The sequence below is a fragment of the Candidatus Accumulibacter vicinus genome, from assembly GCF_000584955.1.
Lineage (GTDB): Bacteria > Pseudomonadota > Gammaproteobacteria > Burkholderiales > Rhodocyclaceae > Accumulibacter > Accumulibacter vicinus.
On the sequence record NZ_JDSS02000019.1, the window covers coordinates 91,359 to 113,069 of the forward strand.

Annotated in this window: 21 protein-coding genes and 1 tRNA gene; 18 read left to right on the forward strand and 4 right to left on the reverse strand. The window is 58.1% G+C overall.

Annotated elements, in window-relative coordinates; all coding sequences use genetic code 11:
- The 18 genes from CAPSK01_RS22125 to CAPSK01_RS06930 form a co-directional block, all read left to right on the forward strand.
- Positions 1 to 286, forward strand: a 286-nt coding sequence (locus CAPSK01_RS22125; RefSeq protein WP_273703227.1) for a hypothetical protein, incomplete at its 5' end; no start/stop codon positions are given.
- A gap of 150 nt (positions 287 to 436) precedes the next feature.
- Positions 437 to 808: a preprotein translocase subunit SecG gene (secG, locus tag CAPSK01_RS06850; protein WP_034924340.1), complete on the forward strand. Its 372-nt coding sequence runs from the start codon at positions 437 to 439 to the stop codon at positions 806 to 808.
- Between the two features lie 65 nt (positions 809 to 873).
- Positions 874 to 958: transfer RNA gene (locus CAPSK01_RS06855), tRNA-Leu, on the forward strand.
- 57 nt (positions 959 to 1,015) lie between these two features.
- Positions 1,016 to 1,390, forward strand: a complete 375-nt coding sequence (locus tag CAPSK01_RS06860; protein WP_034924875.1) for an NADH-quinone oxidoreductase subunit A — start codon at positions 1,016 to 1,018, stop codon at positions 1,388 to 1,390.
- A 3-nt stretch (positions 1,391 to 1,393) separates the two neighbouring features.
- Entirely contained in the window at positions 1,394 to 1,870 is a 477-nt protein-coding gene (locus CAPSK01_RS06865; protein ID WP_034924343.1) for an NADH-quinone oxidoreductase subunit B, read from the forward strand.
- A 23-nt stretch (positions 1,871 to 1,893) separates the two neighbouring features.
- Complete coding sequence (locus tag CAPSK01_RS06870; RefSeq protein ID WP_034924346.1) at positions 1,894 to 2,499, forward strand: NADH-quinone oxidoreductase subunit C; 606 nt, start codon at positions 1,894 to 1,896, stop codon at positions 2,497 to 2,499.
- Complete coding sequence (locus CAPSK01_RS06875) at positions 2,492 to 3,745, forward strand: NADH-quinone oxidoreductase subunit D (RefSeq protein ID WP_034924348.1); 1,254 nt, start codon at positions 2,492 to 2,494, stop codon at positions 3,743 to 3,745. The genes CAPSK01_RS06870 and CAPSK01_RS06875 overlap by 8 nt, the downstream gene beginning before the upstream one ends.
- Complete coding sequence (gene nuoE / locus CAPSK01_RS06880) at positions 3,745 to 4,218, forward strand: NADH-quinone oxidoreductase subunit NuoE (protein ID WP_034924351.1); 474 nt, start codon at positions 3,745 to 3,747, stop codon at positions 4,216 to 4,218. Before CAPSK01_RS06875 ends, nuoE begins: the two co-directional genes overlap by 1 nt.
- Before the next feature lie 26 nt (positions 4,219 to 4,244).
- A complete protein-coding gene (nuoF, locus tag CAPSK01_RS06885; protein WP_034924878.1) occupies positions 4,245 to 5,546 on the forward strand; it encodes an NADH-quinone oxidoreductase subunit NuoF in 1,302 nt (433 codons plus the stop codon).
- Between the two features lie 11 nt (positions 5,547 to 5,557).
- A complete protein-coding gene (gene nuoG / locus CAPSK01_RS06890) occupies positions 5,558 to 7,885 on the forward strand; it encodes an NADH-quinone oxidoreductase subunit NuoG (RefSeq protein ID WP_034924354.1) in 2,328 nt (775 codons plus the stop codon).
- On the forward strand, positions 7,882 to 8,934 hold the full coding sequence (nuoH, locus tag CAPSK01_RS06895; protein ID WP_273703228.1) for an NADH-quinone oxidoreductase subunit NuoH: 1,053 nt from the start codon (positions 7,882 to 7,884) through the stop codon (positions 8,932 to 8,934). The genes nuoG and nuoH overlap by 4 nt, the downstream gene beginning before the upstream one ends.
- A gap of 10 nt (positions 8,935 to 8,944) precedes the next feature.
- Positions 8,945 to 9,433, forward strand: a complete 489-nt coding sequence (nuoI, locus tag CAPSK01_RS06900) for an NADH-quinone oxidoreductase subunit NuoI (RefSeq protein WP_034924356.1) — start codon at positions 8,945 to 8,947, stop codon at positions 9,431 to 9,433.
- A 12-nt stretch (positions 9,434 to 9,445) separates the two neighbouring features.
- A complete protein-coding gene (locus CAPSK01_RS06905) occupies positions 9,446 to 10,048 on the forward strand; it encodes an NADH-quinone oxidoreductase subunit J (RefSeq protein WP_034924359.1) in 603 nt (200 codons plus the stop codon).
- A gap of 86 nt (positions 10,049 to 10,134) precedes the next feature.
- Entirely contained in the window at positions 10,135 to 10,440 is a 306-nt protein-coding gene (gene nuoK, locus CAPSK01_RS06910; RefSeq protein WP_034924362.1) for an NADH-quinone oxidoreductase subunit NuoK, read from the forward strand.
- 1 nt (position 10,441) lies between these two features.
- On the forward strand, positions 10,442 to 12,487 hold the full coding sequence (nuoL, locus tag CAPSK01_RS06915; protein WP_034924365.1) for an NADH-quinone oxidoreductase subunit L: 2,046 nt from the start codon (positions 10,442 to 10,444) through the stop codon (positions 12,485 to 12,487).
- Positions 12,488 to 12,510: 23 nt separating this feature from the next.
- Positions 12,511 to 13,995, forward strand: a complete 1,485-nt coding sequence (locus CAPSK01_RS06920) for an NADH-quinone oxidoreductase subunit M (protein ID WP_034924368.1) — start codon at positions 12,511 to 12,513, stop codon at positions 13,993 to 13,995.
- A gap of 27 nt (positions 13,996 to 14,022) precedes the next feature.
- Positions 14,023 to 15,495 (forward strand): NADH-quinone oxidoreductase subunit NuoN, encoded by a 1,473-nt coding sequence (nuoN, locus tag CAPSK01_RS06925; protein ID WP_034924882.1) that lies wholly within the window; start codon positions 14,023 to 14,025, stop codon positions 15,493 to 15,495.
- A 205-nt stretch (positions 15,496 to 15,700) separates the two neighbouring features.
- A complete protein-coding gene (locus CAPSK01_RS06930) occupies positions 15,701 to 16,261 on the forward strand; it encodes an NUDIX hydrolase (RefSeq protein WP_034924885.1) in 561 nt (186 codons plus the stop codon).
- Positions 16,262 to 16,269: 8 nt separating this feature from the next.
- Here CAPSK01_RS06930 and CAPSK01_RS06935 read toward each other — a convergent pair whose 3' ends face one another.
- The 4 genes from CAPSK01_RS06935 to CAPSK01_RS06950 form a co-directional block, all read right to left on the reverse strand.
- Positions 16,270 to 16,902: a YceH family protein gene (locus CAPSK01_RS06935; RefSeq protein WP_034924372.1), complete on the reverse strand. Its 633-nt coding sequence runs from the start codon at positions 16,900 to 16,902 to the stop codon at positions 16,270 to 16,272.
- A 112-nt stretch (positions 16,903 to 17,014) separates the two neighbouring features.
- Positions 17,015 to 18,649, reverse strand: a complete 1,635-nt coding sequence (locus CAPSK01_RS06940; protein WP_034924888.1) for a peptide chain release factor 3 — start codon at positions 18,647 to 18,649, stop codon at positions 17,015 to 17,017.
- Positions 18,650 to 18,786: 137 nt separating this feature from the next.
- Positions 18,787 to 20,211, reverse strand: coding sequence for a pyridoxal-dependent decarboxylase (locus tag CAPSK01_RS06945; RefSeq protein ID WP_034924375.1), 1,425 nt, complete (start codon positions 20,209 to 20,211; stop codon positions 18,787 to 18,789).
- 56 nt (positions 20,212 to 20,267) lie between these two features.
- Positions 20,268 to 21,641 carry a carbonic anhydrase family protein gene (locus CAPSK01_RS06950; RefSeq protein ID WP_034924378.1) on the reverse strand — a complete coding sequence of 458 codons (1,374 nt, stop codon included), beginning with the start codon at positions 21,639 to 21,641 and terminating at the stop codon, positions 20,268 to 20,270.
- Between the last annotated feature and the right edge of the window lie 70 nt (positions 21,642 to 21,711).

Sequence of the window (21,711 nt, forward strand, 5' to 3'; positions counted from 1 at the left end):
GGCGGAGGAACTCCTGCAGCGCACCGTCGGCAAGGAGGCAACCCGTTATACCCCGTCCTTCGTCTACCTCCTCGAGGCCAGCCTGGTCATCCCGCTGCTCAGCGAGTTCCTCGAACATGCGCTGGGCGATACCGAGGCGCAAAAGCAGGAGGGCGAACTGCGCGCTTTTAACGAGCCTCTTCACTCTTGTCGATCAGCCGAACAGCCAGCGCACCGAGATCACATTCCATCTCGCAGTTATCCAGACTCTCCGGGACAATGTTCCGCGGGCAAAGCAACCGATTGATTCCCCGTCCATTGCCTGAGAGGGCAAAGTCACCCTGGCTAAGCGATTGCCTTGATTGACCTATACCAATCGAACTGGCTATAATTCATAAGTTTTTTCGGCGTGGTTCAGCTTGTGACAGCGTGGCGCCAAGTCGAACAAGAGGGTGATATGGACTATCTTTTTTCTGTCGTGCTGGTAATGCACATTCTGGCTGCGATTGGCATCATCGGCCTGGTCCTGGTGCAGCACGGCAAAGGTGCGGACATGGGTGCGGCTTTTGGCAGCGGTGCTTCCGGCAGCCTGTTTGGCGCCACCGGTTCGGCCAACTTCCTGAGTCGCGCTACGGCTATTCTGGCGACCGCATTTTTTGTGACCAGCCTGTCGCTCGCCTATCTGGCTTCAAGCAAACCAAAAACGACTGGTAGTGTGATGCAGGATGCGGTAAACTCTGCCCCTGTTTCAGCGCAGCCTGCGGGTAGTGTTGAGCAGGGAACAAGCCCGGCGAATCCCGATTCGAAAGCCAAGGATATTCCCAGGTAATCTGGTTTCAAGGCAGCAGCAAGAGGTGCAGGATTCCTCGTTAACTCGTTCGCTGCCATGGTCGTGCCGACGTGGTGAAATTGGTATACACGCTATCTTGAGGGGGTAGTGACTTCGGTCGTATGAGTTCGAGTCTCATCGTCGGCACCAGGAGAAGCCATTCGATTGGGTGGCGTAGTCTGAAATGAAGCACTTGTGGGGCGGATCATGCTGGAAAGTTATTTCCCGGTATTTGTCTTCATACTGATTGGCATTGCCTTTGGTATTGCGCCCGTCGTGACTGGTCTGGTGGTTGCGCCGCATCGCCCAGACGGCGAAAAGCTCTCTCCTTACGAGTGTGGCTTCGAGGCTTTTGAGGACGCGCGCATGAAGTTCGATGTGCGCTATTACCTGATCGCCATCATCTTCATCCTGTTTGACCTTGAAGTCGCCTTTCTCCTGCCCTGGGCGACGATCTTCAAGGAAATCACGCAGACCGATTCGGTTCGGTGGTTCGGTTTCATCGAGATGCTGGTGTTTATTGCCATCCTCGTCGTGGGTTACATCTACGCCTGGGCCAAGGGTGCTCTGGATTGGGAGTGAGTGATGGGCATTGAAGGTATTCTTCAGGAAGGCTTCGTCACCACCACGGCCGACAAGCTGATCAATTATGTTCGTACTGGTTCGATCTGGCCGATGAGCTTCGGGCTCGCATGCTGTGCCATCGAGATGATTCATGCTGGTTGCTCGCGCTATGATCTGGACCGTTTCGGCATCGTATTCCGCCCCAGCCCGCGCCAGTCCGATGTGATGGTTGTTGCCGGGACGCTGACCAACAAGATGGCGCCGGCCATGCGTAAGGTTTACGATCAGATGGCCGAGCCGCGCTGGGTGGTTTCGATGGGTTCCTGCGCCAATGGTGGCGGTTACTATCATTATGCGTACTCCGTGGTGCGCGGTTGCGACCGGATCGTTCCCGTCGACATCTACGTTCCAGGTTGCCCTCCGACTGCCGAGGCGCTGATCTACGGCCTGATTCAGCTACAGAACAAGATTCGCCGGACTAATACCATCGCCCGCTGAAAACAACCAACCGAGAGTGAGCCATGTTCGCCACGCTGGAAGCGCTTAGCCAGAATTTGCAGAAGCATCTCGGTGATCGAGTCAAATCCCTGAAGGTGGCGCTCGGTGAAGTGACCATCGAGGTCGATGCCGCCGATTACCTGACGGTGATGCAGACTCTTCACGACGAGCCGGAACTGTGTTTCGAGGAATTGATCGACCTCTGTGGCGTCGATTATTGGTCCTATGGCAACGTGCGGCGAGAAGGCAGACGTTTCGCCGCGGTCAGTCACCTTTTATCGATCAGCAGGAACTGGCGGCTGCGCGTCCGCTGCTTTGCGCCCGACGACGATTTTCCCTCGCTACCTTCGGTCACGTCGGTCTGGAACAGCGTCAACTGGTTCGAGCGCGAGGCTTTCGACCTGTTCGGGATCGTTTTCCCAGGGCACGAAGACCTGCGCCGCATCCTCACCGACTATGGCTTCATTGGACATCCGTTCCGCAAGGATTTCCCGGTTTCAGGTTATGTCGAGATGCGCTACGACCCGGAACAGCAGCGTGTCATCTATCAGCCGGTGACCATCGAGCCGCGCGAGATCACGCCGCGGATCGTTCGCGAAGCGACCTACGGGAACGTCGACAATGCCTGAACTGCGCAACTTCACCCTGAATTTCGGGCCGCAACATCCGGCAGCGCACGGTGTTCTGCGGATGGTGCTTGAGTTGGACGGTGAGGTGGTCATGCGTGCCGACCCGCACATCGGCCTGCTCCACCGCGCGACCGAAAAGCTGGCCGAGAACAAGACCTGGATCCAGTCTGTACCCTACATGGATCGCCTCGACTACATGTCGATGATGTGTAACGAGCATGCTTACTGCATGGCGATCGAAAGGCTCCTGAATGTCGAGGTGCCGATCCGTGCCCAATATATCCGGGTGATGTTCGACGAGATCACCCGGATCCTTAACCACCTGCTCTGGATCGGCTGTCACGGCCTCGATGTCGGTGCGATGACCATGGTGCTTTATGCCTTCCGGGAACGTGAGGACCTGGTCGATGCCTATGAGGCGGTTTCAGGCGCGCGCATGCATGCTGCCTACTACCGGCCGGGCGGGGTTTACCGTGACCTGCCTGATCGCATGGCGCAGTATAAGGAGTCGAAGTGGAAGAGTGCCGCCCAGATCAAGCCCTTCAACGACGTGCGCAGCGGCTCCCTGCTGGATTTTCTTGACGATTTCGTCAGTCGCTTTCCGAAGTTGCTCGACGAGTACGAAACGTTGCTCACCGACAACCGCATCTGGAAGCAGCGTCTGGTGAATGTCGGCATCGTTTCGCCGGAGCGGGCGCTGCAACGCGGCTTCACCGGGCCGATGTTGCGGGGATCCGGTGTCGCCTGGGATCTGCGCAAGAAACAGCCTTACGAAGTCTACGACCGGGTCGATTTTGACATTCCGGTAGGCGTTACCGGCGATTCCTACGATCGCTATCTGGTTCGCATGGAAGAGATGCGCCAGTCCAACCGGATCGTCAAGCAGTGTATCGACTGGTTACGGCAGAACCCGGGCCCGGTGATGTCCGATAATCACAAGGTTGCGCCGCCGGATCGCGAAGCCATGAAGTCCAACATGGAAGAATTGATCCACCACTTCAAGCTCTGTGCCGAAGGCATGCATGTGCCAGAAGGCGAAGTTTATTCGGCGGTCGAGCACCCCAAGGGAGAGTTCGGCATCTACGTGATTTCCGATGGTGCCAACAAGCCCTATCGCTTGAAGATCCGTCCTCCGGGTTATGTGCACCTGTCGGCAATGGACGAGATGGTGCGCGGTCACATGCTGGCCGACGTGGTGACGATCATTGGTTCCCAGGACGTTGTTTTTGGCGAGATTGACCGTTGATGTTGACTTCAGAATCCCTCAAGAGAATCGATCGCGAAATTGCCAAGTACCCGGTTGACCAGAAACAGTCGGCGGTCATGGCGGCACTTGCCATTGCGCAGGAACAGCAGGGCTGGCTCTCCAGCGAAGCCATCGAGGCAGTGGCCAACTACCTCGGCATGGCACCGGTTGCCGCCTACGAGGTGGCGACCTTCTACAACATGTACGATCTCAAGCCGGTTGGCAAGTATAAGGTGTCGGTGTGTACCAATCTGCCATGCATGCTCAGCGGCGGCGTCGATGCCGGCGAATACCTGCAGAAAAAGCTGGGAATCGGCTATAACGAGACGACTGCCGATGGCTTGGTCACGCTCAAGGAGAGTGAGTGCATGGGGGCCTGTGGCGATGCGCCGGTGATGATCGTCAATAACCGTCGCATGTGCAGTTGGATGAATCCCGAGCAAATCGACAAACTGTTGGCGGAGCTCAAGTAATGGCGATTCTCGGTGCACTTAATCCGATGCTTAGCGTCGGTCTGGACGGCGACAAGGCTTGGCGCTTGGCGGATTATGTCAAGCGTGGCGGTTACTCGGCGCTCAGGCGAGTTCTTGAACAAAAGATGCCCCAGGGCGAGGTCATTAACGAGGTCAAGAAGTCGGTTCTGCGCGGTCGTGGCGGTGCCGGATTTCCAACGGGCCTAAAATGGAGTTTCATGCCACGCTCCTTTCCCGGCGACAAGTACGTGGTGTGCAATTCCGACGAAGGCGAACCGGGCACCTTCAAGGATCGCGACATCCTGCGCTACAACCCGCATTCGGTCATCGAGGGGATGGCCATCGCAGGCTACGCGATGGGTGCTGCGCGGGGTTACAACTACATCCACGGCGAAGTCTGGGAACTCTACGAGCGCTTCGAGGAAGCCCTCGATGAAGCGCGAGCCGCTGGTTTTATCGGTTCCGACCTGTTGGGCTCGGGTTTCAGTTTCGATCTCTTTGCGCATCACGGCTACGGCGCCTATATCTGCGGCGAAGAAACAGCACTGCTTGAATCCATCGAGGGCAAGAAGGGGCAGCCGCGCTTCAAGCCACCTTTCCCCGCGTCATTCGGTCTCTATGGCAAGCCGACTACGATCAACAACACCGAAACCTTCGCCTCGATCCCATACATCATGAATATGGGCGGTGAGGCCTATCTTGAAGCCGGCAAGCCGAATAACGGCGGGACCAAGCTGTTCTCGGTTTCGGGTCACGTCAACCGGCCAGGGAACTACGAAATTCCCCTCGGGACGCCATTTGCCACGTTGCTTGAAATGGCTGGCGGCATGCGGGGTGGCCGAAAATTGAAGGCCTGCATTCCGGGAGGTTCCTCTGCGCCGGTGGTTCCCGCAGCGACGATGATGAACGCCACCATGGATTACGATGGCATCAGCAAGGCGGGCTCGATGCTGGGTTCGGGTGCGGTCATCGTCATGGACGAGACGACTTGCATGGTGAAAGCGCTCGAGCGCTTGTCGTTCTTCTACTACGAAGAATCCTGCGGCCAGTGCACGCCGTGCCGTGAAGGAACCAGTTGGCTTTACAAGGTGGTGCATCGCATCGAGAACGGCCAGGGTCGCCCTGGCGACCTCGACCTGCTCGAGAGTGTGACCACCAACATCATGGGCCGCACCATTTGCGCGCTTGGCGATGCTGCTTCGATGCCGGTACAAAGCTTCATCAAGCATTATCGCGACGAGTTCGCGTACCACATCGAACACAAGAAGTGCCTCGTGCCCGTTGATGTGCAGCGTGCCGGCAGTGGTTTCTTCACGGCAACGGTTTAGGGTACGAGACGATGGAAATCGAAATCGACGGCAAAATCGCACAGGTACCCGATGGCAGTACCATCATGGATGCTGCACAGCAGGTGGGGGCCTATATCCCGCATTTCTGTTATCACAAGAAGCTTTCGATCGCAGCCAACTGCCGGATGTGTCTGGTGCAGGTCGAAAAGGCGCCGAAGCCCCTGCCTGCCTGTGCGACACCGGTTACCAACGGGATGAAGGTGTTCACCCATTCCGAACTGGCGGTCAAGGCGCAGAAAGGCGTGATGGAATTTCTGCTGATCAATCACCCGCTCGACTGCCCGATCTGCGATCAGGGTGGCGAGTGCCAGCTTCAGGACCTGGCGGTTGGTTATGGCGGCAGTGCCTCGCGTTTTCAGGAAGACAAGCGGGTCGTTTTCCACAAGGATGTCGGTCCTCTGATCTCGATGCAGGAAATGGCTCGCTGCATCCACTGCACTCGCTGCGTTCGCTTCGGGCAGGAAATTGCCGGCGTGATGGAACTCGGCATGGCCAACCGCAACATGCATTCGGAGATCACGACTTTTGTCGGTCGTTCGGTCGATTCTGAACTTTCTGGCAACATGATCGATTTGTGCCCGGTAGGGGCTCTGACCTCCCGGCCGTTTCGCTACTCGGCACGGAGCTGGGAGTTGTCGCGGCGCCGCTCGATCAGCCCGCACGACAGCATTGGCGCCAACCTGACCGTACAGGTCAAGAACAACGTCGTGATGCGCGTTCTGCCGCGTGACAACGAAGACGTCAACGAGTGCTGGATTTCCGACAAGGAACGCTTTTCCTACGAAGCGCTGAATTCTCCGGCCAGGCTCGGCAGGCCGATGATTCGTGTCGATGGTGCGCTGCGCGAAGTCGACTGGAATGTCGCCCTCGATTACGTTTCGCATGCCCTCAAGGATATCGTCAGCAATAGCGGCGCGGCATCGCTGGCGGCGCTGGCTTCGCCGCAGTCGACGCTCGAAGAACTCTATCTGCTGCAAAAGCTGATGCATGGTCTCGGTTCGGGCAACGTCGACTTTCGCCCGCGGCGTCGTGATTTTTCGGCCGACGGCAAACTGGGGGGCGTCCCCTGGCTCGGTCTCCAGCTCTCCGAAATCAAGAACCTCGACGCCGTGTTGGTAGTGGGCAGCTTTCTGCGCAAGGATCATCCGCTGTTCGCCCAGCGCTTGCGTCAGTTGGCCAAGAAATCGGGCAAAGTCAGCTTGCTCTCATCAAGTGGAGACGATTCGCTGATCAATCTGCATGCGCAGCTGACCGTTTCTCCCGCTGATCTGCCGCTGGCACTGGCTGCGGTCGTCAAGGCCGCCGCACAATTGAAAAACGAGGCAGTGCCTGCCGGACTGGATTCGATCGATCCTTGCGCGACCAGCCAGGCGATTGCCAGGAGTCTGCTCGATGGCGAGAAGCGGGCGGTGTTCCTCGGCAATGCCGCCGAGCAGCATCCACAGGCGGCACAACTGCATGTTCTGGCCGTCGAGCTTGCACGTTTGACCGGTGCCACCTGTGGCTTCATTGGAGAAGCGGCGAACAGTGTTGGTGGGCATCTCGCGAAGGCTTTGCCGACCGCGCTCAACGCTTACGAGATGTTCGCTCAACCCCGCAAGGCCTATATCCTGCTTGGTGTCGAGCCAGAACTCGATTGTTATGATCCGCAACAGGCGGTAGCCGCACTCAAGGGAGCCGCGCTGGTCGTCATGTTGACGCCATTCGGCGACGGCGCGGCGCAGGACTACGCCGATGTCCTGCTGCCGATCACGCCTTTTACCGAGACTTCCGGGTCCTTCGTAAATACCGAGGGTCGTATCCAGAGTTTTACCGGGGTCGTTCGCCCCCTTGGCGATGCGCGTCCCGGCTGGAAGGTACTGCGTGTGCTGGGCAATCTGCTGGCGCTAGCTGGTTTCGACCAGAACTCGAGCGAGCAGGTGAGAGACGAAATAGTTCCCGCGGGAACCACCTTTGTTGCCGGTCTCGACAACCGTGTCAGCGACGTTCCTCTGTCATTGATGGTGACGGCTGGCGAGTTGCAACGCATTGCCGATGTGCCGATCTATTTTGCCGACCCGCTTGCTCGCCGTGCTTCGGCACTCCAGAAAACGCGTGATGCGGTAGCCCCGACAGCGCGCATGAATGCGGCAACGCTGGCGAGGCTGGCCGTCACCGACGGGGTTCCGGTACGCCTCCGACAGGGGAACGGCGAAGCTGTCCTCACCGCCAGGGCCGACGAGACAGTACCGGCGGGCTGTGTTCGCGTCGCGGCAGCGCATGTGACGACAGCGGCACTGGGTGAAATGTTCGGTGCGATCAACGTGGAGCGTGCATGATGATCGATGCGCTGCAGGGATTGTTGCAAGGGATTTTCGGGTCGGTGTTTCCGCTGGTCTGGGTCCTGCTCAAGATCGTTCTGATCATCGCGCCGCTGCTGCTCTGCGTTGCCTATCTGACTTTCTGGGAACGCAAGGTGATCGGCTGGATGCAGGTGCGTATCGGCCCGAACCGTGTCGGTCCCTGGGGGCTGATTCAGCCGATCGCCGACGGCCTGAAGCTGTTGTTGAAGGAAGTGGTCGTTCCAACCGGATCGGACAAGAGCGTCTTTCTGCTCGCGCCGATGTTCGCCTTTGCGCCGGCACTGGCCGCCTGGGCGGTGGTTCCGTTCAACGACACGCTGGTCCTGGCGAACGTTAACGCCAGCCTGCTCTATATCATGTCGATTACTTCGATCGGCGTTTATGGAATCATTCTCTCGGGCTGGTCCTCGAATTCGAAATATGCCTTTCTCGGGGGCATGCGCTCCGCAGCCCAGATGATTTCGTACGAAGTTGCCATGGGGCTGGCGCTGGTAGTGGTGTTGATGGTTTCGAACAGCCTCAACCTCGGCGACATCGTCAACGGCCAGGGGCGGGGTTACTTCGTTGATCAGGGGCTGGGATTCCTGTCGTGGAACTGGTTGCCGCTGCTGCCGATGTTTGTCGTTTATCTGACCTCGGTCGTTGCCGAGACCAACCGTGCGCCATTCGATCTGGCGGAAGGTGAATCCGAGATCGTTGGCTTCCACGTTGAATATTCAGGAATGGCTTTCGCGGTGTTCTTCCTTGCCGAATATGCCAACATGATTCTGGTGTCGACGCTCACGGCAATCCTGTTTCTCGGCGGCTGGCTGTCGCCGGTGGGCTTCCTGCCGGATGGCATTCTGTGGCTATTCCTGAAGATCTCTGCGGTGCTGTTCATCTTCCTCTGGGTGCGCGCTACCTTCCCCCGCTATCGCTACGACCAGATCATGCGTCTGGGCTGGAAAGTGTTCATCCCGCTGTGCCTGATATGGCTGGTCGTGGTCGGCATCTGGATGATGTCGCCCTTGAACATCTGGAAGTGAGAGGCTAGTCATGGGTTCGATGAAGGAAATTTTCAACAGCCTCCTGCTCAAGGAACTGTTTAAGGGTTTGTCAGTGACCGGGCGCTACATGTTTGCCCGCAAGATCACCGTGCAGTACCCGGAAGAAAAGACACCGCAGGGCTTCCGCTTTCGCGGCCTGCACGCGCTGCGACGCTATCCGAATGGTGAGGAGCGGTGTATTGCGTGCAAGTTGTGCGAGGCGGTTTGTCCGGCGCTGGCCATTACCATCGAGTCGGATCAGCGTGAGGATGGTTCGCGGCGGACCACCCGTTACGACATTGATCTGACGAAGTGCATTTTTTGTGGCTTCTGCGAGGAGGCCTGCCCGGTCGATGCCATCGTCGAGACACGGATTTTCGAGTACCACGGGGAGACACGGGGCGACCTCTACTACACCAAGCCGATGTTGCTGGCCAATGGTGACCGCTACGAAGCGCAGATCGCTGAAGACCGCGAACTCGACTCGAAATACCGCTGACAGGCCGACACGATGGAATTCAAGACCTTCGTTTTTTATTTTCTCTCGGCGATTCTGGTATTTGCCGGGTTGCGAGTGATTACCGCACGCAACCCGGTGCACGCCGCGCTCTATCTGGTGCTCGCGTTCTTTTCCGCGAGTGGGGTGTGGATGCTTTTGCAGGCCGAGTTTCTGGCGATCGCCCTGGTGCTGGTCTATGTCGGCGCAGTGATGGTGCTCTTTCTGTTTGTGGTCATGATGCTCGACATCAACCTTGATCGCCTGCGTGAAGGATTCTGGAGTTACCTGCCGCTGGGGGCGATCATTGCCTTGCTGATGGTCACTGAAATGGCGCTGGTTCTGGGGGGGAATTACCTGGGGCTATTCGAGAGCAGCGTGCCACAAGCGGCCTCTGACGCCAGCAACGTCCAGGCCGTTGGACGGCTGATGTTCACCGAATATGTGTATCCCTTCGAACTGGCATCGGTCATTCTGCTCGTCGGGATTATTGCCGCGGTGGCACTGACGCAGCGTGAGAAGCGCAAGAACAAGTCGGTCGATGCGTCGCAGCAGGTTTTCGTGAAAGCCAGGGATCGTGTGCGTGTGCTGCAGATGCCCGCGGAGAAGCGCGACTGAGCAGGCGGTTGGATCAGCAGTACCAAGACTGAAAAAGAGGGGTGGCAAAATGTCCCGCCCCATGCAGAAGGAATCAGGGAGGCACCTTGCTTACACTGTCCCATTTTTTGATCCTGGGCGCGATTCTGTTCGCGATCAGCGTCGTCGGCATCTTCCTCAACCGCAAGAATCTGATCATCATATTGATGTCGATCGAGCTGATGCTGCTGGCAGTGAACATGAATTTCATCGCCTTTTCCCACTATTTGCAGGATCTCGCCGGACAGGTCTTCGTGTTCTTCATCCTGACCGTCGCTGCAGCCGAGTCGGCCATCGGACTGGCGATTCTCGTGGTGCTGTTCCGCAATCTCAAGACCATCCACGTGGATGATCTGGGCAGCCTGAAGGGTTGACATGGAAATGCAAAAGCTCTACCTGCTGGTTCCACTGGCCCCGCTGGTGGGGGCCATCATTGCTGGCCTGTTTTGCCGTGTGATTCCGCGCTGGGTGGCGCACACCGTGACTACTGGCGGGGTGGCGATCGCCTGCCTCGTGTCGTACGTGATCTTCAAGGACGTGATGGCCGGCAATACCTACAACGGCCCGGTGTACCAGTGGCTGTCGTCAGGCGACTATCATTTTGAAGTGGGTTTCCTGATCGATCAACTGACGGTCACCATGATGCTGGTGGTCACCTCCGTTTCACTGATGGTGCATATCTACACCATCGGCTACATGCAGGATGATCCTGGATACAACCGTTTCTTCAGCTACATTGCTCTGTTCACGTTCTCGATGCTGATGCTCGTGATGAGCAACAACTTCATGCAGCTCTTTTTCGGCTGGGAGGCCGTTGGCTTGGTTTCCTATTTGCTGATCGGATTCTGGTATACCCGGCCGACGGCGATTTTCGCCAATCTGAAGGCATTCCTGGTTAACCGTGTCGGGGACTTCGGTTTCATCCTGGGCATAGGTCTGGTGCTTGCCCACTTCGGCACACTCGATTACGCCGCCGTTTTCGCCAAGGCACCGGAGTTGGCCGCGCATACCAGCCTCGAACTGTTTGGCGAAGGTCGGGGGGTGGCGTTGATGACGGCGATCTGCATCCTGTTGTTCATCGGCGCGATGGGCAAGTCGGCGCAGGTTCCCCTGCATGTCTGGCTACCCGATTCAATGGAAGGTCCAACACCGATCTCTGCTCTGATCCATGCAGCCACCATGGTGACTGCGGGCATCTTCATGGTTGCGCGCATGTCACCGCTGTTCGAGCTTTCCGATACGGCGCTGTCCTTTGTCGTCGTTATCGGTTCGATCACGGCGCTGTTCATGGGTTTCCTAGGTATCGTTCAGAATGACATCAAGCGCGTCGTGGCCTATTCGACGCTCTCCCAGCTTGGCTACATGACCGTCGCGCTTGGCGTCTCGGCTTATTCTGTGGCGATCTTCCATCTGATGACGCATGCGTTCTTCAAGGCGCTGTTATTCCTCGCCGCCGGTTCGGTGATCATCGGCATGCACCACGATCAGGACATTCGCAACATGGGGGGGCTGCGCAAGTATATGCCGATCACCTGGATGACCTCTCTGGTCGGTTCTCTGGCACTGATCGGCACACCTTTCTTTGCCGGTTTCTACTCCAAGGATTCGATCATTGAAGCGGTCGCCCTGTCGCACATCCCGGGCGCCGGTTTTGCCTATGTTGCCGTGATGGCCGGCGTGTTCGTGACCGCTTTTTACTCGTTCCGCATGTATTTCCTGGTGTTTCATGGCCAGGAGCGCTTCGGCAAGGCGGCTCCCCATGACCATCATGCGACGAATGACGAGCACGCGCATCCCGCAGGTGACGCGCATGCCGAGCACCATGGCCTGGCGCCAGGTCAGAAGCCACACGAGACGCAGTGGGTGGTGACCTTACCCCTGATCATGCTGGCGATCCCCTCGGTGATCATCGGTTATATTGCGATCGAGCCGATGCTGTTCGGCGACTACTTCAAGGGCGCCATCTTCGTTGATGCCAAGGCGCATCCGGTCATCGAGGAACTGGCGCATCACTTCCATGGCGCTTTTGCCATGGCAACACATGCAGTCACCACCGCGGTTTTCTGGCTGGCATTTCTCGGTGTGGCGCTGGCCTGGTTCCTCTATTTGAAGCGCCCGGACATTCCGCAGACCATCCAGGCACGCTGCGGATTTCTATACACCCTGCTTGACAACAAGTACTACTTTGACAAGTTCAACGACGTGTTCTTTGCCGGTGGCGCACGCCTGCTCGGCCGAGGCCTCTGGAAGGGTGGCGACGCTGGCCTGATCGACGGCATCATCGTCAATGGTTCTGTACACCTCGTGGGTTGGTTTGCGACCCTGGTTCGTCTGTTCCAGACGGGTCACATTTACCACTACGCTTTTACGATGATTATCGGCGTGTTCGTCTTGATGACCCTGTGGGTCACGCGCGCCTGAGCTAGAGAAAGACTGGGAACGATATGTCAGGCACGCCGCTTCTCTCTCTTGCCATCTGGGTTCCGATTCTCGCCGGTTTGGTTGTCCTGGCGACGGGTTCCGATCGCAATGCACCGCTGGCACGGACGCTCTCGCTAATCGGGGCGCTGGCAGGCTTGTTGGTGACGATTCCGCTGTATACCGGTTTCGATATGCACACCCCGGCGATGCAGTTTGTCGAGCTTAAGACCTGGATTCCCCGTTTCAACGTGAACTACCATTTGGGTGTTGACGGCATCTCGATGCTTTTTGTCATCCTCAATAGCTTCATCACGGTGACTGTCGTCCTGGCCGGCTGGCAGGTCATCGACAGCAAGGTGGCGCAGTACAATGCGGGTTTCCTGATCATGTCGGGTTTGCTGAACGGCATTTTTTCGGCACTCGATGGCCTGCTGTTCTATGTCTTCTTCGAAGCGTCACTGATTCCGCTGTACCTGATCATCGGCATCTGGGGTGGTCCGAAGCGGGTGTACGCGGCATTCAAGTTCTTCCTCTTTACCCTTTTCGGTTCATTGCTCTTCCTGATCGCACTGCTGTACCTGTTCATCACCTCCGGAGGCAGCTTCTCGATTCTCGACTGGCACCAGTTGCCGATCGGCATGACTGAGCAGACTTGGCTATTCCTGGCCTTCCTGGTAGCGTTTGCGGTCAAAGTGCCGATGTGGCCGGTACATACCTGGTTGCCCGACGCGCACGTTGAGGCGCCGACAGGAGGATCGATTGTGCTGGCGGCGATCGCCCTGAAACTTGGTGCGTATGGCTTTCTACGCTTTTCGTTGCCGATTACCCCGGACGCTTCGCATACCCTCGCTGGCTTGGTGATTGCGCTATCGCTGATCGCCATCATCTATATCGGTTTCGTTGCGCTCGCACAGGAGGACATGAAGAAGCTCGTTGCGTATTCCTCGATTGCTCACATGGGTTTTGTGACCCTTGGGTTCTTCATCTTCAGCCCCCTGGGTGTCGAAGGTGCGCTGGTGCAGATGATCTCGCACGGTTTCGTGTCGGGCGCGATGTTCTTCTCGATCGGCGTCATGTACGATCGGGCGCATTCGCGGCAGATCGCGGATTATGGTGGTGTGGTCAACACGATGCCCAAATTTGCCGCATTCTTCATGCTTTTTGCGATGGCCAATGCCGGTCTGCCGGCCACCTCGGGCTTTGTCGGCGAGTTCATGGTCATTCTTGCTGCCGTCGATCACCATTTCTGGGTGGCTTTCGCCGCCGCTTCGACCATGATTGTCGGTGCTGCCTATACGCTGTGGATGTACAAGCGAGTGGTGTTTGGGGCCGTGGCCAATCACCATGTGGCTGAACTTGCCGACATCAATGCACGAGAATTTCTGATCTTCGTCCTCTTCGCCATTGGCGCATTGGGCATGGGTCTCTATCCGCAACCCTTTACTGAAGTCATGCACAGCTCGGTCAACGAGCTGCTGCGTCACGTCGCCCTCAGCAAGATCCAATAACTGGTAGCCGCTATGACTCTTGCCGAAATGCAGTTCCTGACGCCGGACCTTCGCATCGCAGCTGCGGAGATCTTCATTTTGCTGATGGCTTGCCTGATCCTCATGTTTGATCTCTTGGCCAAGGACAGGAAGCGCACAGCAACTTTTGTCTCCACCCAGTTGACCCTGGTCGGCGCGGCAGTGATCACCTTTTCGATGAGTTCGGGTGAGATCAGCTACACCTTCAGCAATATGTACGTTGCCGACCTGATGGCTGACCTGTTGAAGCTGCTTCTTTACCTGACGGTGATGGTGGTTCTGTTCTATTCCCGAGGCTATATCCTCGAGCGCGAGCAGATGGCCAAGGGCGAGTATTATGCTCTGGCCCTTTTTGCCACCCTGGGCATGATGGTGATGATTTCAGCGAACCATTTTGTCACTGTCTATATCGGTCTGGAATTGCTGTCGCTCTCCCTTTACGCAATGGTGGCGATGAATCGTGATTCGGTTCCGGCGACCGAGGCGGCGATGAAGTATTTTGTCTTGGGGGCACTGGCTTCCGGTCTTCTCCTGTATGGCATGTCGATGATTTATGGCGCGACGGGTACCCTGGAAATCACTGCCGTTGCCGAGCGCCTGTTCATGGGACAGGCCGATCAGACGATCCTTGTTTTCGGCATGGTCTTTCTGGTCTCGGGGGTCGCTTTCAAGCTGGGTGTGGTGCCGTTCCACATGTGGATTCCGGACGTCTACCATGGCGCACCGACGGCAGTGACCCTGTTCATTGCCACCGCACCAAAACTGGCGGCATTTGCAATGGTCATCCGCCTGCTGGTCAATGGGTTGATCGTCCTTTCCGCAGATTGGCAGTCGATGTTGATCCTGCTTTCGGTGATGTCGATGGCCATCGGCAACATTGCCGCCATCGCCCAGACCAACCTGAAGCGGATGCTGGCCTATTCGGCAATCTCGCACATGGGGTTCATGCTGCTTGGGATGGTCACCGGGGTGGTCGGTGGTGATGCGCGTTTCGCGCTCAATGCCTACAGTTCGTCGATGTTTTATGTCATTACCTATGTGCTGACCAGTGCCGGAACTTTCGGCATGATCCTGTTGTTGGCGCGGGCCGGTTTCGAATCGGATGAAATTGACGACTTCAAGGGACTCAACAAGCGTAGCCCGTGGTTTGCCGCGATGATGATGATGATGATGTTCTCGATGGCGGGCGTACCGTTCTTCGTCGGTTTCTTTGCCAAGTTCTCGGTACTGCAGGCGGTGGTTGCCGCAGGTTACCTGTGGCTGGCTATCGTTGCGATCATCTTTTCGCTGATCGGTTGCTTTTACTACCTACGCATCGTCAAGATCATGTACTTTGATCAGCCGACCAACTCCCTGCCGATCGCAGCACCACTCGATGTCAAGGTGCTGATGTCGGCCAATGGCCTGGCGGTTGCTCTGCTCGGGATCTTTCCGCAGGCGCTGATGTCGCTCTGTGCTTTCGCACTGTTGCGCTCGCTCTGACAGTATTCTTCATTGACCGGAACGCGCCCCGCCAGTCGGGGCGTTTTCATTGCCAGCGAAGTTGCGTTCGCAATGCCCTGATCTTCCTTGGTCTGGTTGCGGAAGGAGGAAGCTAAAGTGAGGAGAACGGTCATGATTGTCAATAAAGTAAGCGCTGCGATTTATCATGAGCATTGGCAATTGCGGAATCAAAGGAATTGAAGACATGGAAGAGGAATATCCACATCTCCACGAAGAGACTCTCGAGAGCACGCAGATCTTCAGCGGCAGGTTGCTGGATCTGCGTCGTGACCGGGTTTTATTGCCAGACGGTAGGGAGTGCTTGCGGGAATACGTGCGACACCAGGGTGCGGTGGCAATCATCGCCGAGCTTGACGATGGTCAACTCCTCTTCGTACGCCAGTATCGCTATCCGCTCAGACGTTCTTTCCTCGAGTTGCCGGCTGGCAAGATTGATCCTGGCGAAGACATCCTTGCCACCGCCAGTCGTGAGTTGCTCGAAGAGACCGGCTTCCGCGCGGCAGAATGGCGTTACCTCGGAGTGATGCACCCCTGCGTCGGCTATTCGGATGAGCGGATCGAGATTTTTCTGGCTCGCGGTCTACGGCGCGAAGCGGATCAGAACCTCGACAGCGGTGAGTTCATGGATCTCCTCAGCCTGCCGCTGGATGAGGCGCTGGCAGCGGTACGCAGCGGCGCCATTACGGATGCCAAGACCATCAGCGGGCTGTTTTGGGCTGAAAAGGTGCTGCTTGGCGACTGGTGATCTGACCATTAGAGGAGATCCTTGAGGGTAGCCTGTAGTTCGGCGACCTGTACCTCAAGGCGTGTCACTCGTTCTTCAAGTTCCCTGCGCTCGGCACCGCTCTCACGAAGAAGTTCGTCGGACGGTGGATGGGCTGCGCCGCAAAGCAAGTGCGCCCAGCGATGTTCGCGGGAACCCGCTTGCTTGGGCAGCCGGATGACCAGAGCGCCGCTGCTGCGCTCAGCCAGTTCCTGCAGGTAAGCTTCCACCGATGAGCTGTCATCAAAGCGGTACAGTCGCTCGCAGTTGGCGCGCAACTCGCTGACCGTCTGAGCGCCGCGCAACACCAGCATCGCGAGCAGCGCCACGCTTGCCGGCGGCACGCCGTACACCTTGCCGAAATTCTGTGCATAACGCAGGACACGACCCGATGCGCCATAGGTTTCGAGCACCAGAACGCGGCCGCGCAGCTCTTCGAGTGCCATCTGCACCTCGCTATCCGGGACGCTGATCACCGGTTCACGAGCGGTTTTCTGGTTGCAGCCCAGGGTCAGGCTGTTGAGCGTCAGCGGATAGCTGTCAGGTGTCGTCTTTTCCTTTTCGATCAGCACGCCGAGGATGCGCGCCTCGAGAAAGCTCAGGAGTTTCTGGGTATCGGACAATGGGCCGCCTCGTTTCTTTAATCTGGAAGTTGCTGGAGTGAATTGCGTAGGGTTCTGATGCTCTTGCGTACCTGGAAAGGGCCTGCCGTTTTGAGGAATGGGGGAGCAGGAGTCAGACGAACAACTGCCCGTGCTCGCGCGTATCGTGGAAGCCGACCCGTGCCCATTTCTCACTCGTCACCTCGAGGTTGTAGCGCGTACTTGCGAGGTAGACCGGATTGCCGTCGACATCCTTGGCCATGCGGTGGAGCTGTTCGCGCTCGAAATTGCGTCTTGTTGCATCGTCGGGAAAAGTCAGCCAGCGCGCCGTGTAAATATCGGCCGATTCGAAAATGGCATCGACCTTGTACTCGGTTTTTAAGCGGTGTGCGACGACCTCGAATTGCAGATTGCCGACGGCGCCGAGCAAGAGTGCGCCACTGGCGAGGTTTTCGAAGACCTGGATCGCCCCTTCTTCGCCAAGTTCCTGCAGGCCTTTCAGCAACTGCTTGCTTTTCAGTGGGTCGCGCAGCCGCGCGGCGCGGAAAAGCTCCGGGGAGAAATAGGGGATGCCCTTGAAGCCCAAGGTTTCCCCTTCGCTCAGGCAATCGCCGATATGCAGGTTCCCGTGGTTGTGGATGCCGATGATGTCGCCGGCAACGGCGTCTTCCATCAGCAGCCGCTCGTTGGCCATGAAGGTCAGCACATTGGCCAGTTTCATTTCGCGATCGAGGCGAAGGTGTTTGACCTTCATTCCCGGCGAGTAGCGGCCGGAGCAGACGCGGAAGAAGGCGATCCGGTCGCGGTGCTTGGGGTCCATATTGGCCTGAATCTTGAAAACGAAGCCGCTGAAAGTCGCCTCTCCGGGTTGTACCAGACGTTTGCCACCGTCACGCTCCTGCGGCGGCGGTGCCCAGTCGAGCAGCGCCTGCAGGATCTCCTGCACACCGAAGTTGTTGATTGCCGACCCGAAGAATACCGGTGACTGTCGCCCTGCGAGAAAACCGACCAGATCGAAAGGGCTGCTGGCGCTCTGAATCAGATCAACGTCCTCGCGCAGTTTGCTCACCTCGGCCGGGAACTGGGCGTCGAGGAGTGGGTTATCAAGACCGTCGAGGATCGCCGATTCACTGCGCCGCTCTTCACCCGCGGAAAAATGCAGCAGACAGTCGTTCAACAGGTGATAGACGCCGCGAAAGGTCTTGCCCATGCCGATCGGCCAAGTGATCGGCGCGCATTCGATGCCAAGCACCGCTTCGATCTCTCCAAGCAGATCGAATGGCTCGCGCACCTCGCGGTCGAACTTGTTGACAAAAGTGATGATCGGCGTGTTGCGCATGCGGCACACGTTGAGCAGCTTGATGGTCTGCGCTTCGACACCCTTGGCGGCGTCGATGACCATCACCGCAGCATCGACGGCGGTCAGGACGCGGTAGGTGTCTTCGGAGAAATCCTCGTGGCCTGGCGTGTCGAGCAGATTGATGGTGTGCTGCTGGTATTCGAACTGCATTACCGAACTGGTTACCGAAATGCCGCGCTGTTTCTCGACCTCCATCCAGTCCGAGGTGGCGTGGCGAGCGCTCTTGCGTCCCTTGACGGTGCCGGCAAGCTGAATGGCGCCGCCGAACAGGAGCAGCTTTTCGGTCAGTGTTGTCTTGCCCGCGTCGGGGTGAGAGATGATGGCAAAGGTGCGGCGTCTGGCGACTTCGCGCAGGATTTCGGGAGGGAACTGACTTTCATTCCGGGATTCGCTCAAGAGGGTACTCATCAGGAAGCTTTCGACGGCCAAAAACCGCCCGTGTGGAAGGACAAGCATTGACACCGTTGGGGTACGCAGGGGTGTGAACTATAGCAAGACTGGCGACCTGTCGGGTCCGGTTTGATAGACAACGGGCCTGACCTCGGTCAGAGTAAGCCGGCAACGCGCGTGACGGCAAACTGGAGTATGTGGACGTCTTGAAGCGTGGTTTGCCAGTTGTCGAATGCGGCACGGATCGCTGCGTGACCATGCCAAAGAGTTCCGGTCAGGAAGGCGCGGCCATCGATCTGGATTGCGCGAACTGCCGCGCGATTGAGATCGTCGGTCGCCGCCCTGTCCAGTCCCTCGCGAATAATGCGAAAGCAGACGATGTTGAGCGGCGCGGAATTCATCAACTCCAGGCCCGGTGTTGCCTCGACCCAGTTTGCAAAGGCGGCAGCATTGTCGACGCAGCGCTCAACGAGCGCGCGATATCCTTCCCTGCCGAAGGCCTTGAGCGCACACCAGGCGGCGAGCGCGCGGAAGCGGCGAGACATTTCGGGGACATGCGTGAAGGGATCCCAGCCGGCGCTGCCGAGGACATATTCGCCGCTCGTCAGAAATGCCTCGCGGAGGATTGCGGCATCGCGCACGAAGGCAAAGCCGCTGTCGTAGGGAACGTTCAGCCACTTGTGTGCATCCGAGGCTACCGAGTCCGCGCGCTCGATGCCGAGGCTCAGGTGTGCGAAGCGGGGCGATGTGCCGGCGAACAGCCCGAAGGCGCCGTCCACATGCAGCCAGGCGCCGCCTGGGTGGGCATCGCGCAGATCGGCGAGCGCAGCGAGGTCGTCGAAGTGGCCGGTATTTACCTCGCCGGCGTTGCCGACGATGATCACCGGCCCACTGATCTCACCGAGCAGCTCTGCCAGCGCCGCAATGTCCACCGAGCCGCCCGGTGCGGCCGCCTTGCGCACCTGATTGCGACCAAAACCGAGTGTGCCCAGGCATTTGCGGGCGCTGAGGTGGATCTCGGTGCTCGAGACGACATGAATGGGCGGATGACCTGCCAGACCATCGCCCGACGCATCGAAGCCAAGGCATTGACCGGCCCATTGCCGCGCAGCGATCAGACCGACGAGGTTGGCCATTGTCGCGCCGCTGGTCATTGCGCCGGACCATTCTGCGGGCAGTCCGAAGAGATCCTTGAGCCAGCGCAGGACGACGAGCTCGGTCTGTGCCGCCGCGGGGCTGCTGGCCCATAGTCCAGCGTTCTGGTCAATGGCCGAGGCCAGCCAGTCCCCGGCCAGCGCGGCGGGCGTGACGCCACCATTCACGAAACCGAAAAAGCGAGGGCCTGGCGACGCGGTGATGCCGCGCTCGGCACGCGTAAACCACTCATCAAGCACAGCGGCAGGATCGCTTCCGGTTTCGGGAAGCGGCTCATCCAGTGCAGTCGCCATCTCCTCCGGTGAAGGAACATGACTGACCAAGCGCTCCGGTAGCGATGCCAGGAAGGAACTCGCCAGCGCGTGTGCTCGACCAATAGCGCGTTCGGTCACGGCAGCGGCCGTCGATTCAATTCCTTTGTGCATATGTCAGGTAATGGGCGGGCGGGCAAGCATGGTACCACGGCGGCAAGACGCCAGCTTCAGCGCGACTCCTTGATCATCCGGCCGAAGCTCGGCTGCACTGGCCGGGCATTGTGCCGGTACAGTCGAGTGAAAATCAAGAATTGCTCAGGCGAGATCTGTTGCGGTTGCTTGAGCACCAACCAGAGCACCCCTTCGGAACATGGAGGCGTCGTCAGCGAGCCCATATAGGTATAGTAGCTACGGTCCTGGGGCAGTAACTGCGCGACGTCGATGTCCGGCCCCGTTGAACTGACGTATTCGTTCTTCTCCAGCGGTAGATTGTTCCATACTGTCTGGATCAGCGGATTTTCCATGCCCTTCTCGAGCAGCACAGCGAGGACAGCAAGCTTGCCTTCCTCCGACTTGTGCACCAGATGCGCGACCATGTCGAAGGATTTGCCGTTGATACGCTCCTCGGCGGGACGGTGAAAGTGAAACTGGATCAGATCGTAGGTTTTGCCATGCAGGCGGATGCTGTTACCGTTCACCTCGACCTGGATGGTGTGGCCATTGTCGACGACGCGGAACGGTGACTGTCGATAGTTGAATTCAATTGCTTCGAGGTCGACGCGGAAACCCTCGCGAATATCGATGGGAGATTGCCGCTTGCCGGTGTCGCAGGTGGCAAATTCCGGTCTCAGCTTGCCCCAGTTCTCGGGTCCGCCCTCACCCTCGTAAGCCCAGTGAACATGTGCATGTGCGTAGGGGGCGACGGGGGATTGATCGCTGGCCGCTGGCCGTGATCTCGCTGCGCGGTGGGGCTCTGGCGCAGCAACAGCAAGCATCGCCGGGGCAGCAACCGCGACGCGCGCAAGCGGTTTAGCTCCCGTTGCCGGTTTCACCTCGGGTACCATCCTTTCGGTCGCCAGGGTTTGCAGGTTGGCGCGTCTGACTTCCTTCTGAACCAGCGCCTCGTTCGCTTTGCGCAGTTCGCCGCTTGCTTCATTGACCTTGTCGGCGGTTCGGCTGGCGGCCAGGGCGGTTTCGGGCCCCGGTTTCGGTCGGCAGACTTCTCGCAGCAGCTTGTCGTCAAGCATGCCCGAACGGACCGGCATCTCGAGTTGTCCCTTGACGTCTTCTTCCCGGAGCAGTTCGCCTTCCTCCTTGAAATAGCTGCGTTTCAGCGTGCTGTAGCTGCGCGAGGTACAGTCGTAGCGGCTGAAGGCCTGCACAATCCGGTACGACGAAGAGGTTTTTGGATCGATGATCGGTTTTTCGAGAACGATACGCCCTAGGGCTACGGTCTTCCCGCTCTCATCCTTTCGGATACTGCTGCGGTCGATCTCGACGCGTTTTCCTGGTTCGGCGGAAATCACCTGCCAGGCTGCCGACGAAATTGCCGGCATGAAGAGGGCGAGACCGGTGGCAAGAAACCTGATGCCTGGATGCATGAAGGGACCCCTCGTCATTCGTTCTGATCATTCTCTGGTTCACGGAAAATCATCGTGGAACTTGAGGTGG

Excerpts from the sequence above, each read along its gene's own strand:
- secG (WP_034924340.1), top strand. The coding sequence starts at position 437 with ATGGACTATCTTTTTTCTGTCGTGCTGGTAATGCACATTCTGGCTGCG.
- CAPSK01_RS06860 (WP_034924875.1), top strand. The coding sequence starts at position 1,016 with ATGCTGGAAAGTTATTTCCCGGTATTTGTCTTCATACTGATTGGCATT.
- CAPSK01_RS06865 (WP_034924343.1), top strand. The coding sequence starts at position 1,394 with ATGGGCATTGAAGGTATTCTTCAGGAAGGCTTCGTCACCACCACGGCC.
- CAPSK01_RS06870 (WP_034924346.1), top strand. The coding sequence starts at position 1,894 with ATGTTCGCCACGCTGGAAGCGCTTAGCCAGAATTTGCAGAAGCATCTC.
- CAPSK01_RS06875 (WP_034924348.1), top strand. The coding sequence starts at position 2,492 with ATGCCTGAACTGCGCAACTTCACCCTGAATTTCGGGCCGCAACATCCG.
- nuoE (WP_034924351.1), top strand. The coding sequence starts at position 3,745 with ATGTTGACTTCAGAATCCCTCAAGAGAATCGATCGCGAAATTGCCAAG.
- nuoF (WP_034924878.1), top strand. The coding sequence starts at position 4,245 with ATGCTTAGCGTCGGTCTGGACGGCGACAAGGCTTGGCGCTTGGCGGAT.
- nuoG (WP_034924354.1), top strand. The coding sequence starts at position 5,558 with ATGGAAATCGAAATCGACGGCAAAATCGCACAGGTACCCGATGGCAGT.
- nuoH (WP_273703228.1), top strand. The coding sequence starts at position 7,882 with ATGATGATCGATGCGCTGCAGGGATTGTTGCAAGGGATTTTCGGGTCG.
- nuoI (WP_034924356.1), top strand. The coding sequence starts at position 8,945 with ATGGGTTCGATGAAGGAAATTTTCAACAGCCTCCTGCTCAAGGAACTG.
- CAPSK01_RS06905 (WP_034924359.1), top strand. The coding sequence starts at position 9,446 with ATGGAATTCAAGACCTTCGTTTTTTATTTTCTCTCGGCGATTCTGGTA.
- nuoL (WP_034924365.1), top strand. The coding sequence starts at position 10,442 with ATGGAAATGCAAAAGCTCTACCTGCTGGTTCCACTGGCCCCGCTGGTG.
- CAPSK01_RS06920 (WP_034924368.1), top strand. The coding sequence starts at position 12,511 with ATGTCAGGCACGCCGCTTCTCTCTCTTGCCATCTGGGTTCCGATTCTC.
- nuoN (WP_034924882.1), top strand. The coding sequence starts at position 14,023 with ATGCAGTTCCTGACGCCGGACCTTCGCATCGCAGCTGCGGAGATCTTC.
- CAPSK01_RS06930 (WP_034924885.1), top strand. The coding sequence starts at position 15,701 with ATGGAAGAGGAATATCCACATCTCCACGAAGAGACTCTCGAGAGCACG.
- CAPSK01_RS06940 (WP_034924888.1), bottom strand. The coding sequence starts at position 18,649 with ATGAGTACCCTCTTGAGCGAATCCCGGAATGAAAGTCAGTTCCCTCCC.
- CAPSK01_RS06945 (WP_034924375.1), bottom strand. The coding sequence starts at position 20,211 with ATGCACAAAGGAATTGAATCGACGGCCGCTGCCGTGACCGAACGCGCT.
- CAPSK01_RS06950 (WP_034924378.1), bottom strand. The coding sequence starts at position 21,641 with ATGCATCCAGGCATCAGGTTTCTTGCCACCGGTCTCGCCCTCTTCATG.